The organism is Nocardioides donggukensis, assembly GCF_014842875.1.
Classification (GTDB): Bacteria; Actinomycetota; Actinomycetes; order Propionibacteriales; family Nocardioidaceae; genus Nocardioides; species Nocardioides donggukensis.
Genome location: NZ_JACYXZ010000003.1, coordinates 589,049 through 605,294, shown reverse-complemented (window position 1 = coordinate 605,294; position 16,246 = coordinate 589,049). Strand labels below are relative to the sequence as shown.

At 73.6% G+C, this 16,246-nt stretch carries 18 protein-coding genes; 11 read left to right on the top strand and 7 right to left on the bottom strand.

Features of this window, described 5'->3' with window-relative positions; all coding sequences use genetic code 11:
• Positions 1-52: 52 nt before the first annotated feature.
• Positions 53-634 (top strand): DUF6318 family protein, encoded by a 582-nt coding sequence (locus tag IE331_RS13105; protein WP_192143852.1) that lies wholly within the window; start codon positions 53-55, stop codon positions 632-634.
• Here IE331_RS13105 and IE331_RS13100 read toward each other — a convergent pair.
• Positions 624-917 (bottom strand): hypothetical protein, encoded by a 294-nt coding sequence (locus IE331_RS13100; protein ID WP_192143851.1) that lies wholly within the window; start codon positions 915-917, stop codon positions 624-626. The genes IE331_RS13105 and IE331_RS13100 overlap by 11 nt on opposite strands.
• Here IE331_RS13100 and IE331_RS13095 point away from each other — a divergent pair.
• From IE331_RS13095 to IE331_RS13080, 4 genes are read left to right on the top strand one after another with little or no spacing between them, the layout of a single operon-like run.
• Entirely contained in the window at positions 898-1,440 is a 543-nt protein-coding gene (locus tag IE331_RS13095; RefSeq protein WP_192143850.1) for a hypothetical protein, read from the top strand. The two genes, IE331_RS13100 and IE331_RS13095, sit on opposite strands and share 20 nt — an antisense overlap.
• Positions 1,441-1,469: 29 nt before the next feature.
• Entirely contained in the window at positions 1,470-1,946 is a 477-nt protein-coding gene (locus IE331_RS13090; RefSeq protein ID WP_192143849.1) for a gluconokinase, read from the top strand.
• 52 nt (positions 1,947-1,998) lie between these two features.
• Positions 1,999-2,670, top strand: coding sequence for an alpha/beta hydrolase (locus tag IE331_RS13085; RefSeq protein ID WP_201931765.1), 672 nt, complete (start codon positions 1,999-2,001; stop codon positions 2,668-2,670).
• A 22-nt stretch (positions 2,671-2,692) separates the two neighbouring features.
• The gene (locus tag IE331_RS13080; RefSeq protein ID WP_192143848.1) at positions 2,693-3,190 is read left to right on the top strand and encodes a mycothiol transferase; all 498 of its coding nucleotides are present in this window, start codon (positions 2,693-2,695) and stop codon (positions 3,188-3,190) included.
• Between the two features lie 57 nt (positions 3,191-3,247).
• Here the strand turns inward: IE331_RS13080 and IE331_RS13075 are convergent, their stop codons facing one another.
• The 3 genes from IE331_RS13075 to IE331_RS13065 are packed head-to-tail and all read right to left on the bottom strand — an operon-like array spanning position 3,248 to position 5,873.
• Positions 3,248-3,559 (bottom strand): glutaredoxin domain-containing protein, encoded by a 312-nt coding sequence (locus IE331_RS13075; RefSeq protein WP_192143847.1) that lies wholly within the window; start codon positions 3,557-3,559, stop codon positions 3,248-3,250.
• Entirely contained in the window at positions 3,556-4,689 is a 1,134-nt protein-coding gene (locus IE331_RS13070) for an acyl-CoA dehydrogenase family protein (protein WP_192143846.1), read from the bottom strand. The genes IE331_RS13075 and IE331_RS13070 overlap by 4 nt, the downstream gene beginning before the upstream one ends.
• 11 nt (positions 4,690-4,700) lie before the next feature.
• Complete coding sequence (locus IE331_RS13065) at positions 4,701-5,873, bottom strand: acyl-CoA dehydrogenase family protein (RefSeq protein ID WP_192143845.1); 1,173 nt, start codon at positions 5,871-5,873, stop codon at positions 4,701-4,703.
• A 226-nt stretch (positions 5,874-6,099) separates the two neighbouring features.
• On the opposite strand from IE331_RS13065, the gene IE331_RS13060 reads away from it, so the two are divergent.
• Positions 6,100-7,170, top strand: a complete 1,071-nt coding sequence (locus IE331_RS13060; protein WP_192143844.1) for an NADH:flavin oxidoreductase/NADH oxidase — start codon at positions 6,100-6,102, stop codon at positions 7,168-7,170.
• A gap of 50 nt (positions 7,171-7,220) precedes the next feature.
• Here the strand turns inward: IE331_RS13060 and IE331_RS13055 are convergent, their stop codons facing one another.
• A complete protein-coding gene (locus tag IE331_RS13055; RefSeq protein ID WP_192143843.1) occupies positions 7,221-9,077 on the bottom strand; it encodes a DUF429 domain-containing protein in 1,857 nt (618 codons plus the stop codon).
• An 82-nt stretch (positions 9,078-9,159) separates the two neighbouring features.
• On the opposite strand from IE331_RS13055, the gene IE331_RS17015 reads away from it, so the two are divergent.
• A complete protein-coding gene (locus tag IE331_RS17015; RefSeq protein ID WP_201931764.1) occupies positions 9,160-10,248 on the top strand; it encodes a GNAT family N-acetyltransferase in 1,089 nt (362 codons plus the stop codon).
• 18 nt (positions 10,249-10,266) lie between these two features.
• Here IE331_RS17015 and IE331_RS13045 read toward each other — a convergent pair whose 3' ends face one another.
• On the bottom strand, positions 10,267-11,208 hold the full coding sequence (locus IE331_RS13045; RefSeq protein ID WP_192143841.1) for a zinc metalloprotease: 942 nt from the start codon (positions 11,206-11,208) through the stop codon (positions 10,267-10,269).
• Between the two features lie 62 nt (positions 11,209-11,270).
• On the opposite strand from IE331_RS13045, the gene IE331_RS13040 reads away from it, so the two are divergent.
• Entirely contained in the window at positions 11,271-11,648 is a 378-nt protein-coding gene (locus IE331_RS13040; protein ID WP_192143840.1) for a hypothetical protein, read from the top strand.
• On the top strand, positions 11,641-12,822 hold the full coding sequence (locus IE331_RS13035) for a site-specific DNA-methyltransferase (protein ID WP_192143839.1): 1,182 nt from the start codon (positions 11,641-11,643) through the stop codon (positions 12,820-12,822). The genes IE331_RS13040 and IE331_RS13035 overlap by 8 nt, the downstream gene beginning before the upstream one ends.
• 32 nt (positions 12,823-12,854) lie before the next feature.
• Here the strand turns inward: IE331_RS13035 and IE331_RS13030 are convergent, their stop codons facing one another.
• Positions 12,855-14,264 carry a WS/DGAT/MGAT family O-acyltransferase gene (locus tag IE331_RS13030; RefSeq protein WP_192143838.1) on the bottom strand — a complete coding sequence of 470 codons (1,410 nt, stop codon included), beginning with the start codon at positions 14,262-14,264 and terminating at the stop codon, positions 12,855-12,857.
• Positions 14,265-14,400: 136 nt separating this feature from the next.
• On the opposite strand from IE331_RS13030, the gene IE331_RS13025 reads away from it, so the two are divergent.
• Positions 14,401-15,078: an HNH endonuclease family protein gene (locus IE331_RS13025; protein ID WP_192143837.1), complete on the top strand. Its 678-nt coding sequence runs from the start codon at positions 14,401-14,403 to the stop codon at positions 15,076-15,078.
• Positions 15,079-15,130: 52 nt separating this feature from the next.
• Positions 15,131-16,243, top strand: a complete 1,113-nt coding sequence (locus IE331_RS13020) for an FUSC family protein (RefSeq protein WP_192143836.1) — start codon at positions 15,131-15,133, stop codon at positions 16,241-16,243.
• The last annotated feature ends 3 nt before the right edge of the window (positions 16,244-16,246 follow it).

Genomic DNA, 16,246 nt, shown 5'->3' with positions numbered 1-16,246 from the left:
CCTACGGTGTCAGGGACGCTGGGAGAGGGCGTCACCTCGGGAAGGTCAGCGCATGCGCGTACGTCGTTGGGGTGCCGGGCTGGTGTGGGTGCCGCTGGTCCTGCCGCTGATGCTGTCCGGCTGCTCGGACGCCGACGGCTCATCAAGCCCGAGTACGCCGTCGTCCCCCTCGCAGCAGTCGTCACCGTCACCCGACGCAACCCCGACCGACGAGGGGCTGTCGATACCGTCCGAGGCCGTGGGGACGGACGAGGCGAGTGCCAAGGCGTTCGTGCGCTACTGGTTCGAGGTGTTGTCAGAAGCCATGACGACGGGCGATACGAAGGCAGCCCTGGCGTTGTCAACGAAGCAGTGTCAGTCGTGCCAGTCGATCACAGGTCGCATCGACAACGTCTACAACAAGGGCGGGCGCCTGAAAACTGACGGGTGGTTCGCGGACCGATTCGTTCCCGACTCACCCTCGAAGCTGAAGACGCCCGCTTATTTCATCCGAGTTCGACAATCTCCGAGAGCTCTCATCAACAGCGACGGTGAAGTGGTAGATCGAACAATGCGAGAGGCGACTGCGATGAGGATCGTCCTGAAGCGGTCAAGCGGTGCGTGGCGTGTTAGCCGGCTGGACGTCATCCGATGAAGCGGCCAGTTCTCTGTTTCGCGATGACAACGGCACTGCTTGGTTTCGCATCGAACGCCATGGCGGACCCTGACGTCACAGCCCCCGACAACAACCTTCTGGTCAACGCCTCGGAAGTCGTCCCCGGTGCGACGACGATAGGCGCGCCGGGCGTCTCCCCGGTCTCGGATGCCGCCGTCCCGTGCACCCAGACGGTCAGCCCGACCTGCCAGACGTCAACCGCCTGCATCGCCGATGACACCTCGCCGACGGGCGGATTCGTCTTGTCAGCGACGTCGGACATCCAAGCGATCCTCGGCACCTGCACCCCCGCCGACCCCACGGCCGCCCCACCCGCCCCACCCCAGGTCACCGAGCCGATCGTCCGCCGAGCCCTCCGCCGCATCCCCCTCCCCGGCTCCTCGATCGTCGTCCAGCCCCCGGGCGGCCGGACGCTGGTCAACTTCGACACCCTCTTCCGGACCGAGGCCGCGCCACTCCAGCGCACGGTGCGCCTCCTGGGCCGCCGGGTGGACCTGGAGATCTGGGCGTCGTCGTTCACCTGGCGGCACGGCGACGGCACCCAGCAGGTGTCGACCTCGCCGGGTCGGGCGTTCGCGGAGGGAGTGTCGATGGACGAGTACGTCTCCCACCGCTATGCCGACGCGCAGGTGACCGTCCGCCCGGCCGTGGACACGACGTACTCCGCACGGTTCCGGGTCGATGGCGGCCCGTGGCAGGACGTGGTCGGCACCGTCACGATCGCCGGCGAGCCCGTCGAGCTGAGCGTGGTCGAGGGCCGCCCGACCTTGGTGGCGTCGTACTGACCGCGCGGCCCGGCCCTCGCGTCGTCGTCATGGGCGTCTCGGGCTCCGGCAAGTCGACGGTGGGGGCCGCCGTGGCCGACGCGCTGGGCGTGCCGTTCGAGGAGGGCGACGACCTGCACCCGGAGGCCAACGTCCGCGCCATGAGCGCGGGGACACCCCTCACCGACGAGAGCCGCGCCGGCTGGCTGGACGAGGTCGGGCGCTGGCTCGCCTCCCACCCGGCCGGTGGCGTGATCAGCTGCTCGGCGCTGAAGCGCAGCTACCGGGACCGGCTGCGGCGGCACGCGCCCGACGTGGTGTTCCTCCACCTCGCCGGGAGCCCCGAGCTCGTCGCCCGGCGACAGGCCGAGCGGACGGGGCACTTCATGCCCGCCCGACTCCTGCCCTCTCAATACGCCGACCTGGAGCCCCTCGAGGCGGACGAGGCCGGGTACGTCGTCGACGTGGCTGCCGGGCCGGAGGAGGTGGTCGAGGCCGCGGTCACGGCGCTCACGTCGGCCGGCTGAGCGCCTGGGGCTCGGTGCGGCCCGCCTTGGAGCGCTGGGGCACGATGACCCCGTGCACCTCCAGCCCCGACTGATCCCGACCCACGTGCCCGAGCACCCCGAGGGCGCGGTGCTGCTCCTGCACGGTGGCGCGGCGCGCGAGGGGCGGATGGCGGTCAGCCCGACCCAGCTCTCGGTGCTGCGGATGATCCCCATCGCCCGTCGCATCGCCAAGGCCGGCCGGGGACGGCTCGCGGTCTATCGGCTGCTCAACTCGGTGCGAGGGTGGGACCACGAGTTCACCCCGGTCCGGGATGTCGAGTGGGCGCTGGACTCGGTGCAGCAGCAGCACGGCGAGCTCGGCACCTGCCTCGTCGGGCACTCCCTCGGCGGCCGGGCGGCCCTGATGGCCGGCGGCCACACGGGCGTCCGCAGCGTGGTCGCGCTCAACCCCTGGGTCTACCCGACCGACGACACGGACCTGGCCGGGCGCCGGGTCCTGTTCGTGCACGGCACCGAGGACCGGATCGCCGACCCGGCCCGCGCGGAGACGGTGGCGCGGCGGGTCGCGCGGCGCACCGACGTGGGCTTCATCCAGGTCCCCGGCGGCAAGCACGCCATGCTGCGCCAGGGCGGCGTCTTCGAGCAGGCGGCTGCCGACTGGGCGCTGGCGACGCTGCTGGGCGAGCAGGTGCCGGCGCCGGTCGGGAGGGTCCTCGCCGGGGAGCCCTGGCTCACCCTCTGAGAACGGCGCTACGGTGGCCGGCATGGAACCCCGTCACCTGCTGGCCGACGCCTTCGGCCGCATCGAGGAGCTGTACGCCGACCTGGCGCAGGGCCTCGACGACACGACGCTGCACCACCGCCCCCGCGGCACCGGCAACTCGGTGGGATGGCTGCTCTGGCACCTCGCCCGCGTCCAGGACGACCACATCGCCGGGCTCGCCGGCGACAAGCAGGCCTGGCAGGACGGCTGGCGGGAGCGGTTCGACCTGCCGTTCGGCGACGACATCGGCTACGGGCACACCAGCGAGCAGGTCGACGCCTGTCGGATCGAGGACCCCGCCCTGCTCGCCGGCTACCACGCGGAGGTGCACCGCCGGACGATGGCGTACGTCGACGGGCTGGCCGCCGACGACCTCGACCGGGTGGTCGACGAGGCGTGGGACCCGCCGGTGACGGTCGCCGTCCGGCTGGTCAGCGTCGAGGGCGACTGCCTCCAGCACCTCGGCCAGGCGGCGTACCTCAAGGGCCTGCACAGCTGAGGGGGGTCGAGTGCTCAGGTGGTCGCCAGAGCCACCACCTGAGCACTCGACCGCACGTCAGCGCGCGCGGCTCCGCAGCGCCGCGCGCACCAGACCCGGCGGCGGGTTGGTGTGCGGCTCGCCGTCGATGACCACGGTCGGCACGGTCTCGTCGCCGCCGTTGACGCTGCGGACGTACGCCGCGGCGTCGGGGTCCCGCCAGATGTTCACCCACGACGCCTTGCCACCCTGACCGGCCAGCCCGACGCGCAGGGTCAGGCAGAACGGGCAGCCCGGACGCCAGTAGATCGCCACCCCGTTCTCGGCAGCGGCCCGGGCCTCGGCGAACGGCACCGAGGGCCGGCCGCGCAGCCGATCGAGCACGCTCACGGCAGCGGATCCGCCTCCGCGTAGCCGCCGACGGCCGAGGAGAGGGCGGCGAGGTGGTGGTTGCCGTCGCCGAGGAGGTGGTCGAGCGCGGTCAGGTGGCTGGTGTAGCTGCCGATCGAGTACTCCGCGGTCATGCCGATCCCGCCGTGCAGCTGGATCGCCTCCTGCCCGATGTGCCGACCGGCGCGGCTCACCTGCAGGCCGGCCCGCGCGGCCGCCTTCTGGGCGGACGCCGGGTCCGCGTCGAGCACCATCGACGCCCACAGCGCCACGCTCTGCGCGAGCTCGAGGGAGACGTACATGTCCGCGGCCCGGAAGCTCAGCGACTGGAAGGTGTTCAGCGGCACGCCGAACTGCTTGCGGCTGGTGAGGTACTCCGTCGTCGTGGGCAGCGCCACCTGCATCGCGCCCACCGCCTCGTTGGCGGCCGCGATCACGGCCGCCGCCGTGGCCGACTCGATGTGCGCCGTGGCGTCGCCGCCAACACCCAACGGGGTCGCCGGTGTGGCGTCGAAGCTGATCCGGGCGGCCCGGCCGCCGTCGTGGGTGGGGTAGCCGTCCCGGGCCACGCCCTCGGGGGAGACCAGGAACAGGCCGGTGCCCCCGTCCGGGAGCGCGGCGCTGACCACGAGCAGGTCGGCGCGGGCGCCGTGCGGCACCGGCTCCTTGACGCCGGTCAGCGTCCAGGAGTCCTCCGACTGCGTGGCGGAGACCGCGGTCGCGCTCGCCTCCCAGCGCGAGCCCGGCTCGGCGTGGGCGAACGCGAGCACGCTCTCGCCCGCCGACAGCGCGCCGAGCACCTCCGCCCGCTGCTCGGCGGACCCGGCCGCGGCGACCAGGCCCCCGGCGAGCACCACGGAGGTCAGGAACGGCTCGGGTGCCAGCACCCGGCCGAGCTCCTGGGCGACGATGCCGACCTCGATCGGCCCGGCCCCCATCCCGCCGTCGTCCTCGGCGAAGGGCAGACCCAGCACGCCCATCTCGGCGAGCCGGCCCCACAGCGCCTCGTCGAAGCCGGGGTCCCGCTTCACGGTCTGCCGGCGCTGCTCGAAGTCGGCGTACGCCTTGCCGACCAGGCCGCGCACGGCCTCCCGTAGGGCTTCCTGCTCGTCGTCGTAGGTGAAGTCCATGTCGTCGCCTCTCAGAGCCCGAGGATCGTCTTCGCGATGATCTGCCGCTGGATCTCGTTGGACCCGCCGTAGATCGACGCCTTGCGGAGGTTGAGGTACGCCGGGGTGGCGCGGTGCTGCCACTGCTCCAGCGACGAGCCGTCCCCGGCGCCGGAGGCCAGCGAGGCCGGACCGGCCAGGTCGACCACCAGCTCGCTCACGGCCTGCTGCAGCTCACTGCCCTTGAGCTTGAGCACCGAGCTGGCCGGGTGCGGCTTGCCGTCCGCGGAGTTGGCCACCACCCGCAGCGCCGTCAGCTCGAGCGCGAGCAGCTCGTTCTCCAGCTCCGCGATCCGGCTGGCGGTCATCGGGTCGTCGAGCAGGGACCCCCCGGCGTACGACGTGGCGCGCGCCCACTCCTTGGCCTGCGCGAGCACCCGCTTCGTGGAGCCGACCGGTGCGACGCCGACGCGTTCGTTGCCGAGGAGGAACTTGGCGTAGTCCCAGCCGTGGTTCTCCTCGCCGACGAGGTTCTCCGCCGGCACCCGCACGTCCTCGAACCAGACCTCGTTGACCTCGACCCCGCCGTCGATCAGCTCGATCGGGCGGACGGTGAGGCCCGGGCTGGTCATGTCGATGAGCAGGAACGAGATGCCGCGCTGCTTCTTGGCGTCCGGGTCGGTGCGGACCAGGCAGAAGATCCAGTCGCCGTGCTGGCCGAGCGTCGTCCAGGTCTTCTGGCCGTTCACCACGTAGTCGTCGCCGTCGCGGACCGCGGTCGTGCGCAACGAGGCGAGGTCGGAGCCGGCGTCGGGCTCGGAGAATCCCTGGGACCACCAGATGTCGAGGTTCGCCGTGGGCGGCAGGAACCGCTCCTTCTGCTCCTGCGAGCCGAAGGCCGCGATCACCGGCCCGACCATCGAGGCGTTGAACGCCAGCGGCAGCGGCACACCGGCGCGCTGCATCTCCTCGTGCCAGATGTGCCGGCGCAGCGGCGACCAGTCCTGGCCGCCCCACTCGGTGGGCCAGTGCGGCACGGCGAGCCCGTGCTTGTTGAGGATCCGCTGGCTCTCGACGATCTGGTCCTTCGAGAGCTCCTGGCGGCTGGCGACGGCGTCGCGGATCGCCTGGGGCACCTCGGTGGTGAAGAACGTGCGCATCTCGTCGCGGAACGCCGCGTCCTCCGGGGACAGCTCCAACTGCATCGCGGACTCCTGGGTCGGGGTGGGCAGTCCATCCCATCCTTCCCGATGCCGCAAGGCCGCCCCGGCGCGGCTCCCGGGGCGGCCACGACGGGCAGGTCGACCCGGCGACACAAGCAACGGGTCGGCGGTCGTGAGCACGACACTAGCGACGGGTCGGCGCTCCTGAGCACGACACAAGCGACGGGTCGGCGGAATGAGGGGGAGGGGCAGCGGTGTTGAGGGCAGCATGAGTCAGCTCTTCACGCCGATCACGCTGCGCGACATCACCATCCGGAACCGGGCCTGGGTCTCCCCGATGTGCCAGTACTCCGCCACCGACGGGGTGCCGAACGACTGGCACCTGGTCCACCTCGGGTCGTTCGCCAGCGGCGGCGCGGGGCTGGTGTTCACCGAGGCCACCGCCGTCGTCCCCGAGGGCCGGATCTCGCCCGCCGACACCGGGCTGTGGAACGACGAGCAGCAGGCCGCCTGGACCCGGATCGTCGACTTCCTCCACGCCCGCGGCGCGACCGCCGGCATCCAGCTCGCGCACGCGGGCCGCAAGGCCTCCAGCAAGGCACCCTGGGAGGGCCGCGGAGCCGTGCCCGACGAGGACGGCGGCTGGGAGCCGGTCGCACCGTCCGCTGTGCCGTTCCCCGGCCTGCGCGAGCCGCGGGCCCTCGACCGGGCCGGCATCGACGCGGTCGTCGAGGCGTTCGGGCGCTCCGCCGAGCGGGCAGTCGAGGCCGGCTTCGACGTGATCGAGGTGCACGCGGCTCACGGGTACCTGCTCCACGAGTTCCTCTCGCCGCTGTCCAACCACCGCGAGGACGAGTACGGCGGCGGGTTCGACGACCGGGCCCGGCTGCTGCTGGACGTCGTCCGCGAGGTGCGGCGCCGGGTGCCGTCCGGGACACCGGTCGTGGTCCGGATCTCCGGCACCGACTGGACCGACGGTGGCTGGGACCTGCCCGACTCGGTCCGGCTCGCGGGCCGGCTCGCCGAGGAGGGCGTCGACCTGGTCGACGTCTCCAGCGGCGGCAACGTGCTCGCCGAGATCCCGGTCGGCCCGGGCTACCAGGTGCCGCTGGCCCGTGAGGTCCGCACCGCCGGGCTCCCGGTCGGTGCGGTCGGGATGATCACCGAGCCCAAGCAGGCCGAGGAGATCCTGGCAACCGACTCGGCCGACGTGGTGCTGCTCGCCCGGGTGATGCTGCGCGAGCCGCACTGGCCGCTCCGGGCCGCGCACGAGCTCGGCGTCGCCGTGGGCGAGGGGGTCGCCTGGCCGCAGCAGTACCTCCGCGCCGCCCTGGACTGACCCGCGCCGCCCAGGACTGACCCGCGCCGCCCAGACCCGACCCGGGACGCTCAGGCCTCGGGCGGGGTCCGCAGCCGCTCCAGGCGGGTCCGCAGCAGCGGCACCCGGTGCGCGTTGCCGTGCAGCTCGACGTACCGCTCGCCGAACACCGCGAGCAGGGCGTCGTCGAGCCGGCGGACCGCCCCGGCGGGGTAGCGGTACCCCATCCGGGCGTGGATCGCGGTGCTGTCCACCGAGGCCAGCAGCGCGGCCAGCTCGTCGAGCGAGACGATCGCCAACTCCAGCAGCAGCCCCGAGATCCAGGCGTAGTGGTCGGTGCGCGACCAGCCGGCGTCGGCGTACTGCCCGGCCAGGAACGTCGCCAGCTCCTGGGCGCTGATCCGCGGGTCGACGGCGTCCGGCTCCGGGTGCTGGCCGGTCATCGACTCCTGCAGGCGGTCCCGGATCGCGGAGAACTCCCGGTCGGCGAGCTCGAGCAGCCCGGCCGCCAGGGTGAACCGCCGGTCCAGGTCGGGTGCGTGCTCGGCGGGGATGGTGCCCTTGTAGCGGATGTCGTGCTCGAACTCGGCCCACGCGTGCTGCAGCACGGTGCGCACCTGGACCGAGGCGGTCAGCTCGCGCATCCGCCCGGTGGCGGCCGGGGTGGGTCGCTCCGGGTCCAGCGCCACCAGGACGTGCCGACTGGCGTAGCCGAAGCGCCCCTCCCGGGCTGTCTCCTCCCCGAGGTCCCGGTCGTCGAGGATCCGCAGCTGGTCGGCGAAGACGTCGGCCACGGCGGCCACGTCGCTGTGCAGGTAGGTGACCACCCGGACCCCGACCTGGTCGGTGATGCCGGTCAGCGGGTCGGGGTAGAGCCGCACCCCGTCCACCCGGCGCTCGGCCTTCGCCGCGAACGAGGCCACGCTCTTCGCCCGGCCGGTCACGCTCAGGTAGTTGATGCCGGCGTCGTCGAGCAGCGTGGTCACCAGCCCGACGAACCCCTCCGTCGCCTCCTGCAGGGCCGGGTGCCGCTCGGCGTAGGTCCGCACCGCCCGGCGCACCGGCTCGGCCGTCGCCGGGTCCGTGACCACGCCGGACCCCGGGGCAGCGGCCTCCGTGCGGTGCGCGTCGCCCTCGCCGGCCCCCTCGCTCGTGGGAGCCTCCCGACCGCGGGGGACCCGCACGGTCGGCACGTGCCCGGCCGGGAGGGTCGGGGTGACCACGTAGCCGGTGGCCAGGTCGCCGTACGTCGTGGTGGCGTCGGGCCGCAGGTGCGCGAACCGGGCGACGTAGGCGCACACCACGGCGTCGACCTGGTCCTCGACGCGGCGCAGGTCGCTCTTGCGCTCGGCGACCTCGACCGCCTCGACCAGCGCCCGCCAGTCGGGGTTGCCGGCCAGTGCCATCGAGGGCTCCGCGGTGCCCAGCTGCTCGAGGAGCGTGGTCAGCCGGAGCAGCTCGGCCCGCAGCGCGGCCACCGACCGGCCCTGCTTCTGCTTGTACTTCAGGGTCCGGCCGAGCCGGAAGAGCGCCACCGTCGCCGGGTGCGGGTAGACCTCGACGGCCCGCCGCGCCGCGGTGGAGTCCGGGTCGAGGTCCAGGCCGAGGTCGGCGGCGAGCAGGGCGCCACGGGGTGTCCCGGCGAACTCCGGCTTGCCCGTGTTCGAGGGGTGCGCCCCCGCGTCGAAGCGGGCGAAGTCGCGGTTGAGCTCGGCCTCGCACACCCGGTTGCCGGTCGGGTTCGTCACCACCAGCGGGGCGTCGATGGCCACCACCACGGGACCGGCCGTCCACGGCCGGAGGACGGCCAGGATCTCCTCGTCGGTCCGCGCGGCCGAGACGTGCACGAGGGTGCCGGCGTCGTCGAGGACCGCCAGGCCGGTGGGGCTGCGGTGTCCCCAGGCGAGGTCCACGCCGACGTAGTGCATGCGCCCACCCTGCCCTGCCGCCGGGACGCACGCACGTCGCCGGTCCGCCGCCGCGCCGGAGGATGCGGCACAATGGGCTGCCGTGATCCCAGAAGACAACCGGTTCGAGAGCGACCCCGAAGAGCTGCTGCCCGAGGACCCGGGTCTCCCGGCGGACTGGGAGGTCGGGGTGCCCGACCCGGGCGACCCCGCCGACGTGGCCCGGCTGACCGACCTGCTGCGGGCGCACGAGAAGTCCGGGCGCGGCTGGGCCGACGCCTCCGAGGTCGACGTCCTGGTCGAGGTCTCCGAGCGCGGCCTGCGGATGCGGGAGAACGTCCTGGTCCGCGACGGGGACGGCGTGATCCGGGCCTGGGGCGGCGTCCACGACCGGTCGGTGGGGCGGATGCTCTACGTCCACGTCGTCGACCGCACCCTTCCCGACGACCTCGCCTCGCGCTGCTCGGAGGTGCTGTTCGCCTGGGCCGAGGGGCAGGCCCGTGAGGTGGGCTCGGCCCGCGGGCTCGACGTGCAGCAGATCGACACCGGTGCCTTCGCCGACGACGAGCGACAGCACCGCTGGCTGGAGGGTGCCGCCTACAAGCGGGTCCGGACCTGGTGGCAGATGAGCCGCCCGGTCACCCCCGACGAGGCCGACCTGGTGCCCTCTCCGGAGCGCTGGGAGCGCGAGGGCGTGGTGTTCCGGCAGGTACGCCGCGACGGTGGCGTCGGCATGCCGGACGAGGACGACCTGCGCGCCGTCCACGAGGTCCTCGAGAGCGCCTTCACCGATCACTTCAACTCCTCGGAGGAGACCTTCGAGGAGTTCGTGCACCGGGTCCGGGAGGACCCCGGCCACCGGTGGGACCACTGGTGGATCGCCGAGATCGTCGACGGCGACGAGCCGGAGCCGGCCGGCGCCCTGGTCGGGACCGTGCTCGACGGCAGCGACGGCCCGGACGGGTCCTACGTCTCCTACCTCGGGGTGCTGGAGTCGGCCCGCGGCCGGGGCGTGGCCAAGGGGCTGCTCAACACGATCATCGCCGACGCCGCCGGCCGGGGCCGGGACCGCGTGGGGCTCGAGGTCGATGCCGACTCGCCCACCGGGGCCGAGGGGCTCTACGTCGCGATGGGCTGGAGGACCAAGTACGTCACGGAGTCCTGGCACCGCGACGTGCCCCTCACCGACTGACGCTCGCGGCGGCGGGGGTCAGAAGCAGTCGCCGCGGCCGAGGCGGGAGAGGCCGGCCAGGTCGCCCGGCCCCCAGGTGAGCTGGCCGCTGTTCTCGGCGTGCATCAGCTCGCCGCGGTCGGCGACGTGGTCGAGCCCGACCAGGTGCCCGAACTCGTGGTCGATGATCGCCTGCAGCTGGGCGACGCCGCCGGGCCGGGTGAGCAGCCGGTCCGTGCTGGCGGTGTCGATGGTGACCGCCCCGGTGACGTACCGGGAGCGGCCGAGCTCGGTGACCGTCGCGCTCCCGCCCAGGCCGGCGACGTCCCCGGCCAGCCCGGGCATCTCCGAGGCGTCCGCCCAGGCGACCAGGACCGGCGAGAAGCCGCTGCCGTAGCGACCCGGGTCGCGGGTGCGGCGACGCTCCGTGGGGCGCTCGGTTGTCTCGTCGACCAGGGCGAACTGCAGGCCGCTGGCCTCGCTGACCGACCGCATGGCGGCCCGGACCAGGTCGAGGTGGCCGTCGGGTGCGCCGTCGGGGTTCACCGCCACCTCGATCGTGCGGCACGGGTCGTAGGCGACCGGGGCCTTGTCGCTGCCGGGCTGGGTGGCCAGGAAGGCGTAGCTGCCGTCCCCCTCGTCCAGCAGCGGCACCTCGACCAGCGGCGCCGGGCCCAGCCCGACCAGGGACCGGGCCTGCTGGGCGTCGGGGTGGACGGCGAGCACGCCGAGGACCAGCAGGCCGGTCGCCGCCATCGCCAGGAGGGAGCCTCGGCGTCGGCTCCGCTCACGCTGTCGTCGGGACCGCGGCGCCGTGCCCTCGGGCCGGGTCGCGCCGAGGCCGTACATCTCGTCGAGCCGGTCCAGCTCCTCGAGCCGGCGCAGCATCTCCCGCTTCCGGCGGGCCCTGGCCCACGACTCGAAGGGTCCCCGTCCGGAGCCCCGTCCCGAGCCCCCACCCGAGCCCCGTCCCGACCACATGGCGTCCATCGTGCCGCACGCGTCCGCACCGCGCGGCACCCGGCGGCGGATAGATTGGCCCCATGGTCAACGTCGGCAGGGCAGCGAAGGCGGTCGGCACCGGCACCCGGCTGGTGGTGAAGTACGGGCCGCAGGCCAAGATCGCCTGGGACAACGGCGGCCGCAAGGCGGCCGAGGCCACGGCGCGCAGGGCGAGGAGCCTGACCGCTCGACGCAAGGCGTTCACCCACGCCGCCACCGTGGTCGACGGCGCGGTGCTGCGGATCGCGCCGGGCGGCAGCACGGCGTACGCCGTCCTCAGCGGCGACCAGCCCGTGGCGGTCTACCCGCCGCAGGAGGAGTCGCTCGACACCCTCCTGGCGCACGCCGACCTGAGCCGCCGGGAGCTGCCGCGCGAGCCCGGTCGACCCGCCCTGAGGGGACGCAGCCGGGGTGACTGAGGCGTCGCTCCCGGGCACCGCGACGAACCTGTTCCTGGAGGGCGACAACCTCGACGTGCTGCCCACGCTGCCGCCGGGCAGCGTCGACGTGGCCTACCTCGACCCGCCCTACAACACCGGCAACGACTTCGCCTACCGCGACCGGCACGGCTCCGGGGCCGGCCGCCACGAGGCCTGGACCGCGATGATGCGGCCGAGACTGGTCGCCGTCCGGGAGCTGCTCGACGCGCGCGGGGCGGTGTTCTGCTCGATCGACGACAACGAGGTGGCCCACCTGCGGCTGCTGCTCGACGAGGTCTTCGGGGAGCGCAACTTCGTCGCCCAGGTCGTGGTCAACCTCAACCCGAAGGGCCGCCAGCTCGGCACGTTCTTCGCCACCTCCCACGAGTACCTCCTCGTCTACGCCCGGGACGCCGTGCGCTGCCGGCTGGACCCGACCTCGCCGCACACGGTCCTCGAGGCGGACTTCCCGCTGACCCTCGACGACGGCCGCCGGTTCCGGCACCTGCCGCTGCGCAACACCAACAAGAAGTTCAACCCGGCGACCGCCGGCACCCTGCACTACCCGCTGTGGGGTGACCCGGACACCGGCGCCGTGGGCACCGAGCCGTTTCCCGCCGCGCACGAGGTCTGGCCGGTGTTCGGCGACGGTCGGCCGGCCGTCTGGCGGTGGTCGGCGCCCCGGGTGCAGGCCCGGCCCGACGACCTGGTCTGCCGTCGGGTCGCCGGCCGGCTGGGGGAGCGGGTCGACGTCTTCCAGCGGGACTGGCTGCACGCCGGCCGCCGCAAGAAGCTCTCGACGATCTGGCTGGCCGAGGAGGTCGGCTCCACCGACACGGCGGTCGCCGAGCTCAAGGCGGTGGTCGGCCACGTCTTCGAGTCACCCAAGCCCACGGGGCTGCTGCGTCGGATCCTCGACTGCTACCCCGACGACGCGGTGGTGCTGGACTGCTTCGCCGGCAGCGGGACGACCGGGCACGCGACCGCCCTCGCCAACGCCGCCGACGGGGGCACCCGCCGGTGCATCTCGGTGAACTCCGCCGAGCCGACCCGGGCCGGCTCGAACGCCCACACCGCCGGCCTGCTGACGGTCAGCGCGATCACCCGGGCCCGGCTGGTCGCCGTCGCCGAGACCGTCGGCGGCGGGCTCGAGCTCGGGCGACGGCCCGGGTAGGGCTCAGGCCCGGGCGACGGCCCGGGCGAGGGTCAGGCGACCCCCGCCGCCCGCTCCAGGGCGCGCAGCTCGTCGTCGAGGTGGCCGAGCAGCCGCTGCAGGTGCGGGACGGTCCGCCGGCAGCCGGTGAGGCCGAAGCCCATCATCCCGTCGTACGACGTGCAGGTGATGTTGAGCGCCATCCCGTGGATCGGGATCGAGAGCGGGTACTGGCCGACCTGCCGCATGCCGTTGAAGTACTGCGTGGTCCGCGGCCCCGGCACGTTGGAGATGATCAGGTTGAACGGCGGCCGGATCAGGCCCTGCATCCGGAACAGCGGGGTCAGGATCGCCGGCGCCATGCCGACCGCGCTCATGGCCAGGATCTGCACCGGCGTCATCGACGACAGCGCCTCCTTGCCGTCCTTCATCGAGGTGTGGATCGAGCGCAGCCGGTCCCCGGGGTCGGCGAGGTGGGTGCCCAGCTTGACCATGACCGCGCCCACCGCGTTGCCGCCCTCCGCGGAGGCGACCTGCGACTGCTTGGCGTTCAGGCCGACCGGGACCATCGAGACCAGCGGCGTGTCCGGCAGGGCGTCCAGCTCCAGCAGGTAGGAGCGCACGGCGCCGCTGCACATCGCCAGGACCACGTCGTTGATCGTGGTGCCGGTCGCCTTGCCGATGCCGCGCATCCGCTCGATCGGCCAGTCCTGGGCGGCGAACCGCCGCGAGCCGGTGATCTGCTGGTTGAACAGGGTCCGCGGCGCGTAGAGCGACAGCGCCGAGGTCTCGTTGCGCACCCCGCGCCGGATCGTGCGGACCAGGGCGCTGGGCAGGCCGGCGGCCTCGGCGGTGAGGCCGAGTGCCCCGCGCAGCGCGTGCACCGGCACCCCGGCCAGGCTCGCCTCCGCCTCGGCGCGGACCCGGGCGGCCTTCGCGGTCCCGGGCCGGGCCGCCCACGGCGCCCGCACGGAACGGTCGTCGGGGTCGGTCGTCATCGTGCTCTGGAGCAGGCGCATCGCGGAGACGCCGTCGACCAGCGCGTGGTGCATCTTGGTGTAGATCGCCACCCGGCCGTCGCGCAGCCCCTCGATGTAGTGCGCCTCCCAGAGCGGCCGCTCCCGGGCCAGCCGGGTCCCGTGCAGGCGCGAGCACAGGTCCAGCAGCTCACGCACCCGGCCCGGCTTCGGCAGCGCGCTGTGCCGCACGTGGTGGTCGATGTCGAACAGCTCGTCCTCGACCCAGACGAACTGACCGGCGGTGCGGGCCGACCGGTGCGGGCGTCGCAGGAACAGCGGGGCGATCTCGTCCACCGCCCGGGTCTGCTCGTAGAGCTCCTGCACGAAGCTGCGGCCCGCGCCCTCCGGCTTCTTGAACAGCTGGAGGCCACCGACGTGCATCGGCATCTGCCGGTTCTCTGCGAGCAGGAACCCGACAGCCGTCGGGTCGATGGGCAGGACCACGTGGTGCCACCTCTTTCAGGTCGGTGCGGCGATCCTGCCCTCCGGAGCCGGTGATGTCGAGGGAATCCCCTCTTCCCCTGCGGGTCGGGAGCCGGTTGGCTTCGCAGCGACCGCCCACCACTCCTCGGGAGACCACATGAGCCACCTCCTCCGACGCACCCGCGCCGGTCTCGCCGCCGTACCGCTCGCCCTCGCCCTGTCCGTCGGCCTCGTGGGTCCGACCCCGGCCGTCGCCGCCGCCGGCGACTCCTACTCGGCCCCGCTCGACACGGCCATCGGCGACCTCAGGGTGGCCGCCGAGGTGCGCACCGGCTACAGCCGCAGCCTGTTCCCGCACTGGGTCGACGACGACGGGGACGGGTGCCACACCCGCAACGAGGTGCTGCTGGCCGAGGCCGACGACCCGCCGACGGTCACCGGCACCTGCACGATCACCGGCGGCCGCTGGTTCAGCTACTACGACCGGGTGTCGTGGTACCAGACCTCCGACGTCGACATCGACCACATGGTGCCGCTCGCCGAGGCGTGGGACTCCGGGGCCCGGTCGTGGACCACCAGCACGCGGCGCGCCTTCGCCAACGACCTCGGGGACTACCGGTCGCTGGTCGGGGTGACCGACAACGTCAACCAGGCCAAGGGCGACAAGGACATCGCCGGCTGGCTCCCCACCTACGACCGCTGCCGCTACCTGCGCGAGTTCGTGGCGGTGAAGCTGCGCTGGCGGCTCGACGTCGACACCGCCGAGCTGGCCGCGATGCGCGACCTGGCCGGCTCCTGCACGAACAGCACGATCACGGTGACCCGGGCGCGGTAGCCGGCGCCCGCAGGGCCGGGTCGTCTGGCAGGCTGGGGCCGGAGGAGGCCCGATGGAGGTGCGCACGGCAGGTCAGCCGCTGGACCGTGCCTGGAACCGGGGCCGGACCTCGATGTCCGGCCGGCTCAAGCGGCTGCGGGCCAAGTCCTTCCAGATCGTCCAGTGCGCGGTCGCGGCCGGGCTGGCCTGGTTCATCGCCGCCGACCTCCTGGGGCACCCGACGCCGTTCTTCGCCCCGATCGCGGCGGTGGTCAGCCTCGGCACCTCCTACGGCCAGCGGCTGCGACGGGTCGCCGAGGTGACGCTGGGCGTGGCGATCGGGGTCCTGGTCGGCGACCTGCTGGTGGCGCAGATCGGCAGCGGCTGGTGGCAGCTGATGCTGATCGTCGGGCTGGCCATGTCCTCGGCGTTCCTCCTCGACGGCGGCCAGCTCTTCGTCACCCAGGCGGCGGTCCAGTCCATCGTGATCAGCACGCTGATGCCGGACCCGGACGCGGGCTTCGTGCGGTGGACCGATGCGCTGATCGGGGGCGCGGTCGCCCTCGTCGCCGCGACCGTCGTGCCCGCGGCGCCGCTGCGGCGGCCCCGGGAGCAGGCGGCGATCGTGGTCCGCAAGATCGCCACCCTGCTGCGCACCGCCGCCGACGTCATGGTCGACGGCGAGGTGGACCCGGCGCTCGACCTGCTGGCCGACGCGCGCGGCACCGACTACCTGATCCGGGAGCTGCAGTCCGCGGCGGACGAGGGGCTCTCGGTGGTGGCCTCCTCGCCGTTCCGGGTCCGGCACAAGGGCGGGCTGCGCCGGATGGTCGAGCTGGTCGACCCGCTCGACCGCGCGCTGCGCAGCACCCGGGTGCTGGTGCGGCACACCGCGGTCTGCGCCTACCGGCGCCGTCCGATCCCGCAGTCCTATGCCCGGCTCGCCGTCGACCTGGCCGCCGCCTGCGAGGAGGTGGCCGACGAGCTGGACGCCAACCGGATGGCCTCCGCCGCGCAGGGGGCGCTGCTGGCGGTCGGCCGGGCCACCGCAGAGGTGGAGCGCACCGACGAGCTCTCCGCCGAGGTGGTGCTGGCGCAGCTGCGCTCGGTCGTCGTCGACCTGCTCCAGCTCACCGGCCTGGACTCGCTGGAGTCGACCGACGCCCTGCCGCCGCCCCGACACTGAGCC

Coding starts and splice junctions, on each gene's coding strand:
- IE331_RS13105 (WP_192143852.1), top strand. CDS start 53: ATGCGCGTACGTCGTTGGGGTGCCGGGCTGGTGTGGGTGCCGCTGGTC.
- IE331_RS13100 (WP_192143851.1), bottom strand. CDS start 917: ATGTCCGACGTCGCTGACAAGACGAATCCGCCCGTCGGCGAGGTGTCA.
- IE331_RS13090 (WP_192143849.1), top strand. CDS start 1,470: ATGGGCGTCTCGGGCTCCGGCAAGTCGACGGTGGGGGCCGCCGTGGCC.
- IE331_RS13080 (WP_192143848.1), top strand. CDS start 2,693: ATGGAACCCCGTCACCTGCTGGCCGACGCCTTCGGCCGCATCGAGGAG.
- IE331_RS13070 (WP_192143846.1), bottom strand. CDS start 4,689: ATGGACTTCACCTACGACGACGAGCAGGAAGCCCTACGGGAGGCCGTG.
- IE331_RS13065 (WP_192143845.1), bottom strand. CDS start 5,873: ATGCAGTTGGAGCTGTCCCCGGAGGACGCGGCGTTCCGCGACGAGATG.
- IE331_RS13060 (WP_192143844.1), top strand. CDS start 6,100: ATGAGTCAGCTCTTCACGCCGATCACGCTGCGCGACATCACCATCCGG.
- IE331_RS13055 (WP_192143843.1), bottom strand. CDS start 9,077: ATGCACTACGTCGGCGTGGACCTCGCCTGGGGACACCGCAGCCCCACC.
- IE331_RS13045 (WP_192143841.1), bottom strand. CDS start 11,208: ATGTGGTCGGGACGGGGCTCGGGTGGGGGCTCGGGACGGGGCTCCGGA.
- IE331_RS13040 (WP_192143840.1), top strand. CDS start 11,271: ATGGTCAACGTCGGCAGGGCAGCGAAGGCGGTCGGCACCGGCACCCGG.
- IE331_RS13025 (WP_192143837.1), top strand. CDS start 14,401: ATGAGCCACCTCCTCCGACGCACCCGCGCCGGTCTCGCCGCCGTACCG.
- IE331_RS13020 (WP_192143836.1), top strand. CDS start 15,131: ATGGAGGTGCGCACGGCAGGTCAGCCGCTGGACCGTGCCTGGAACCGG.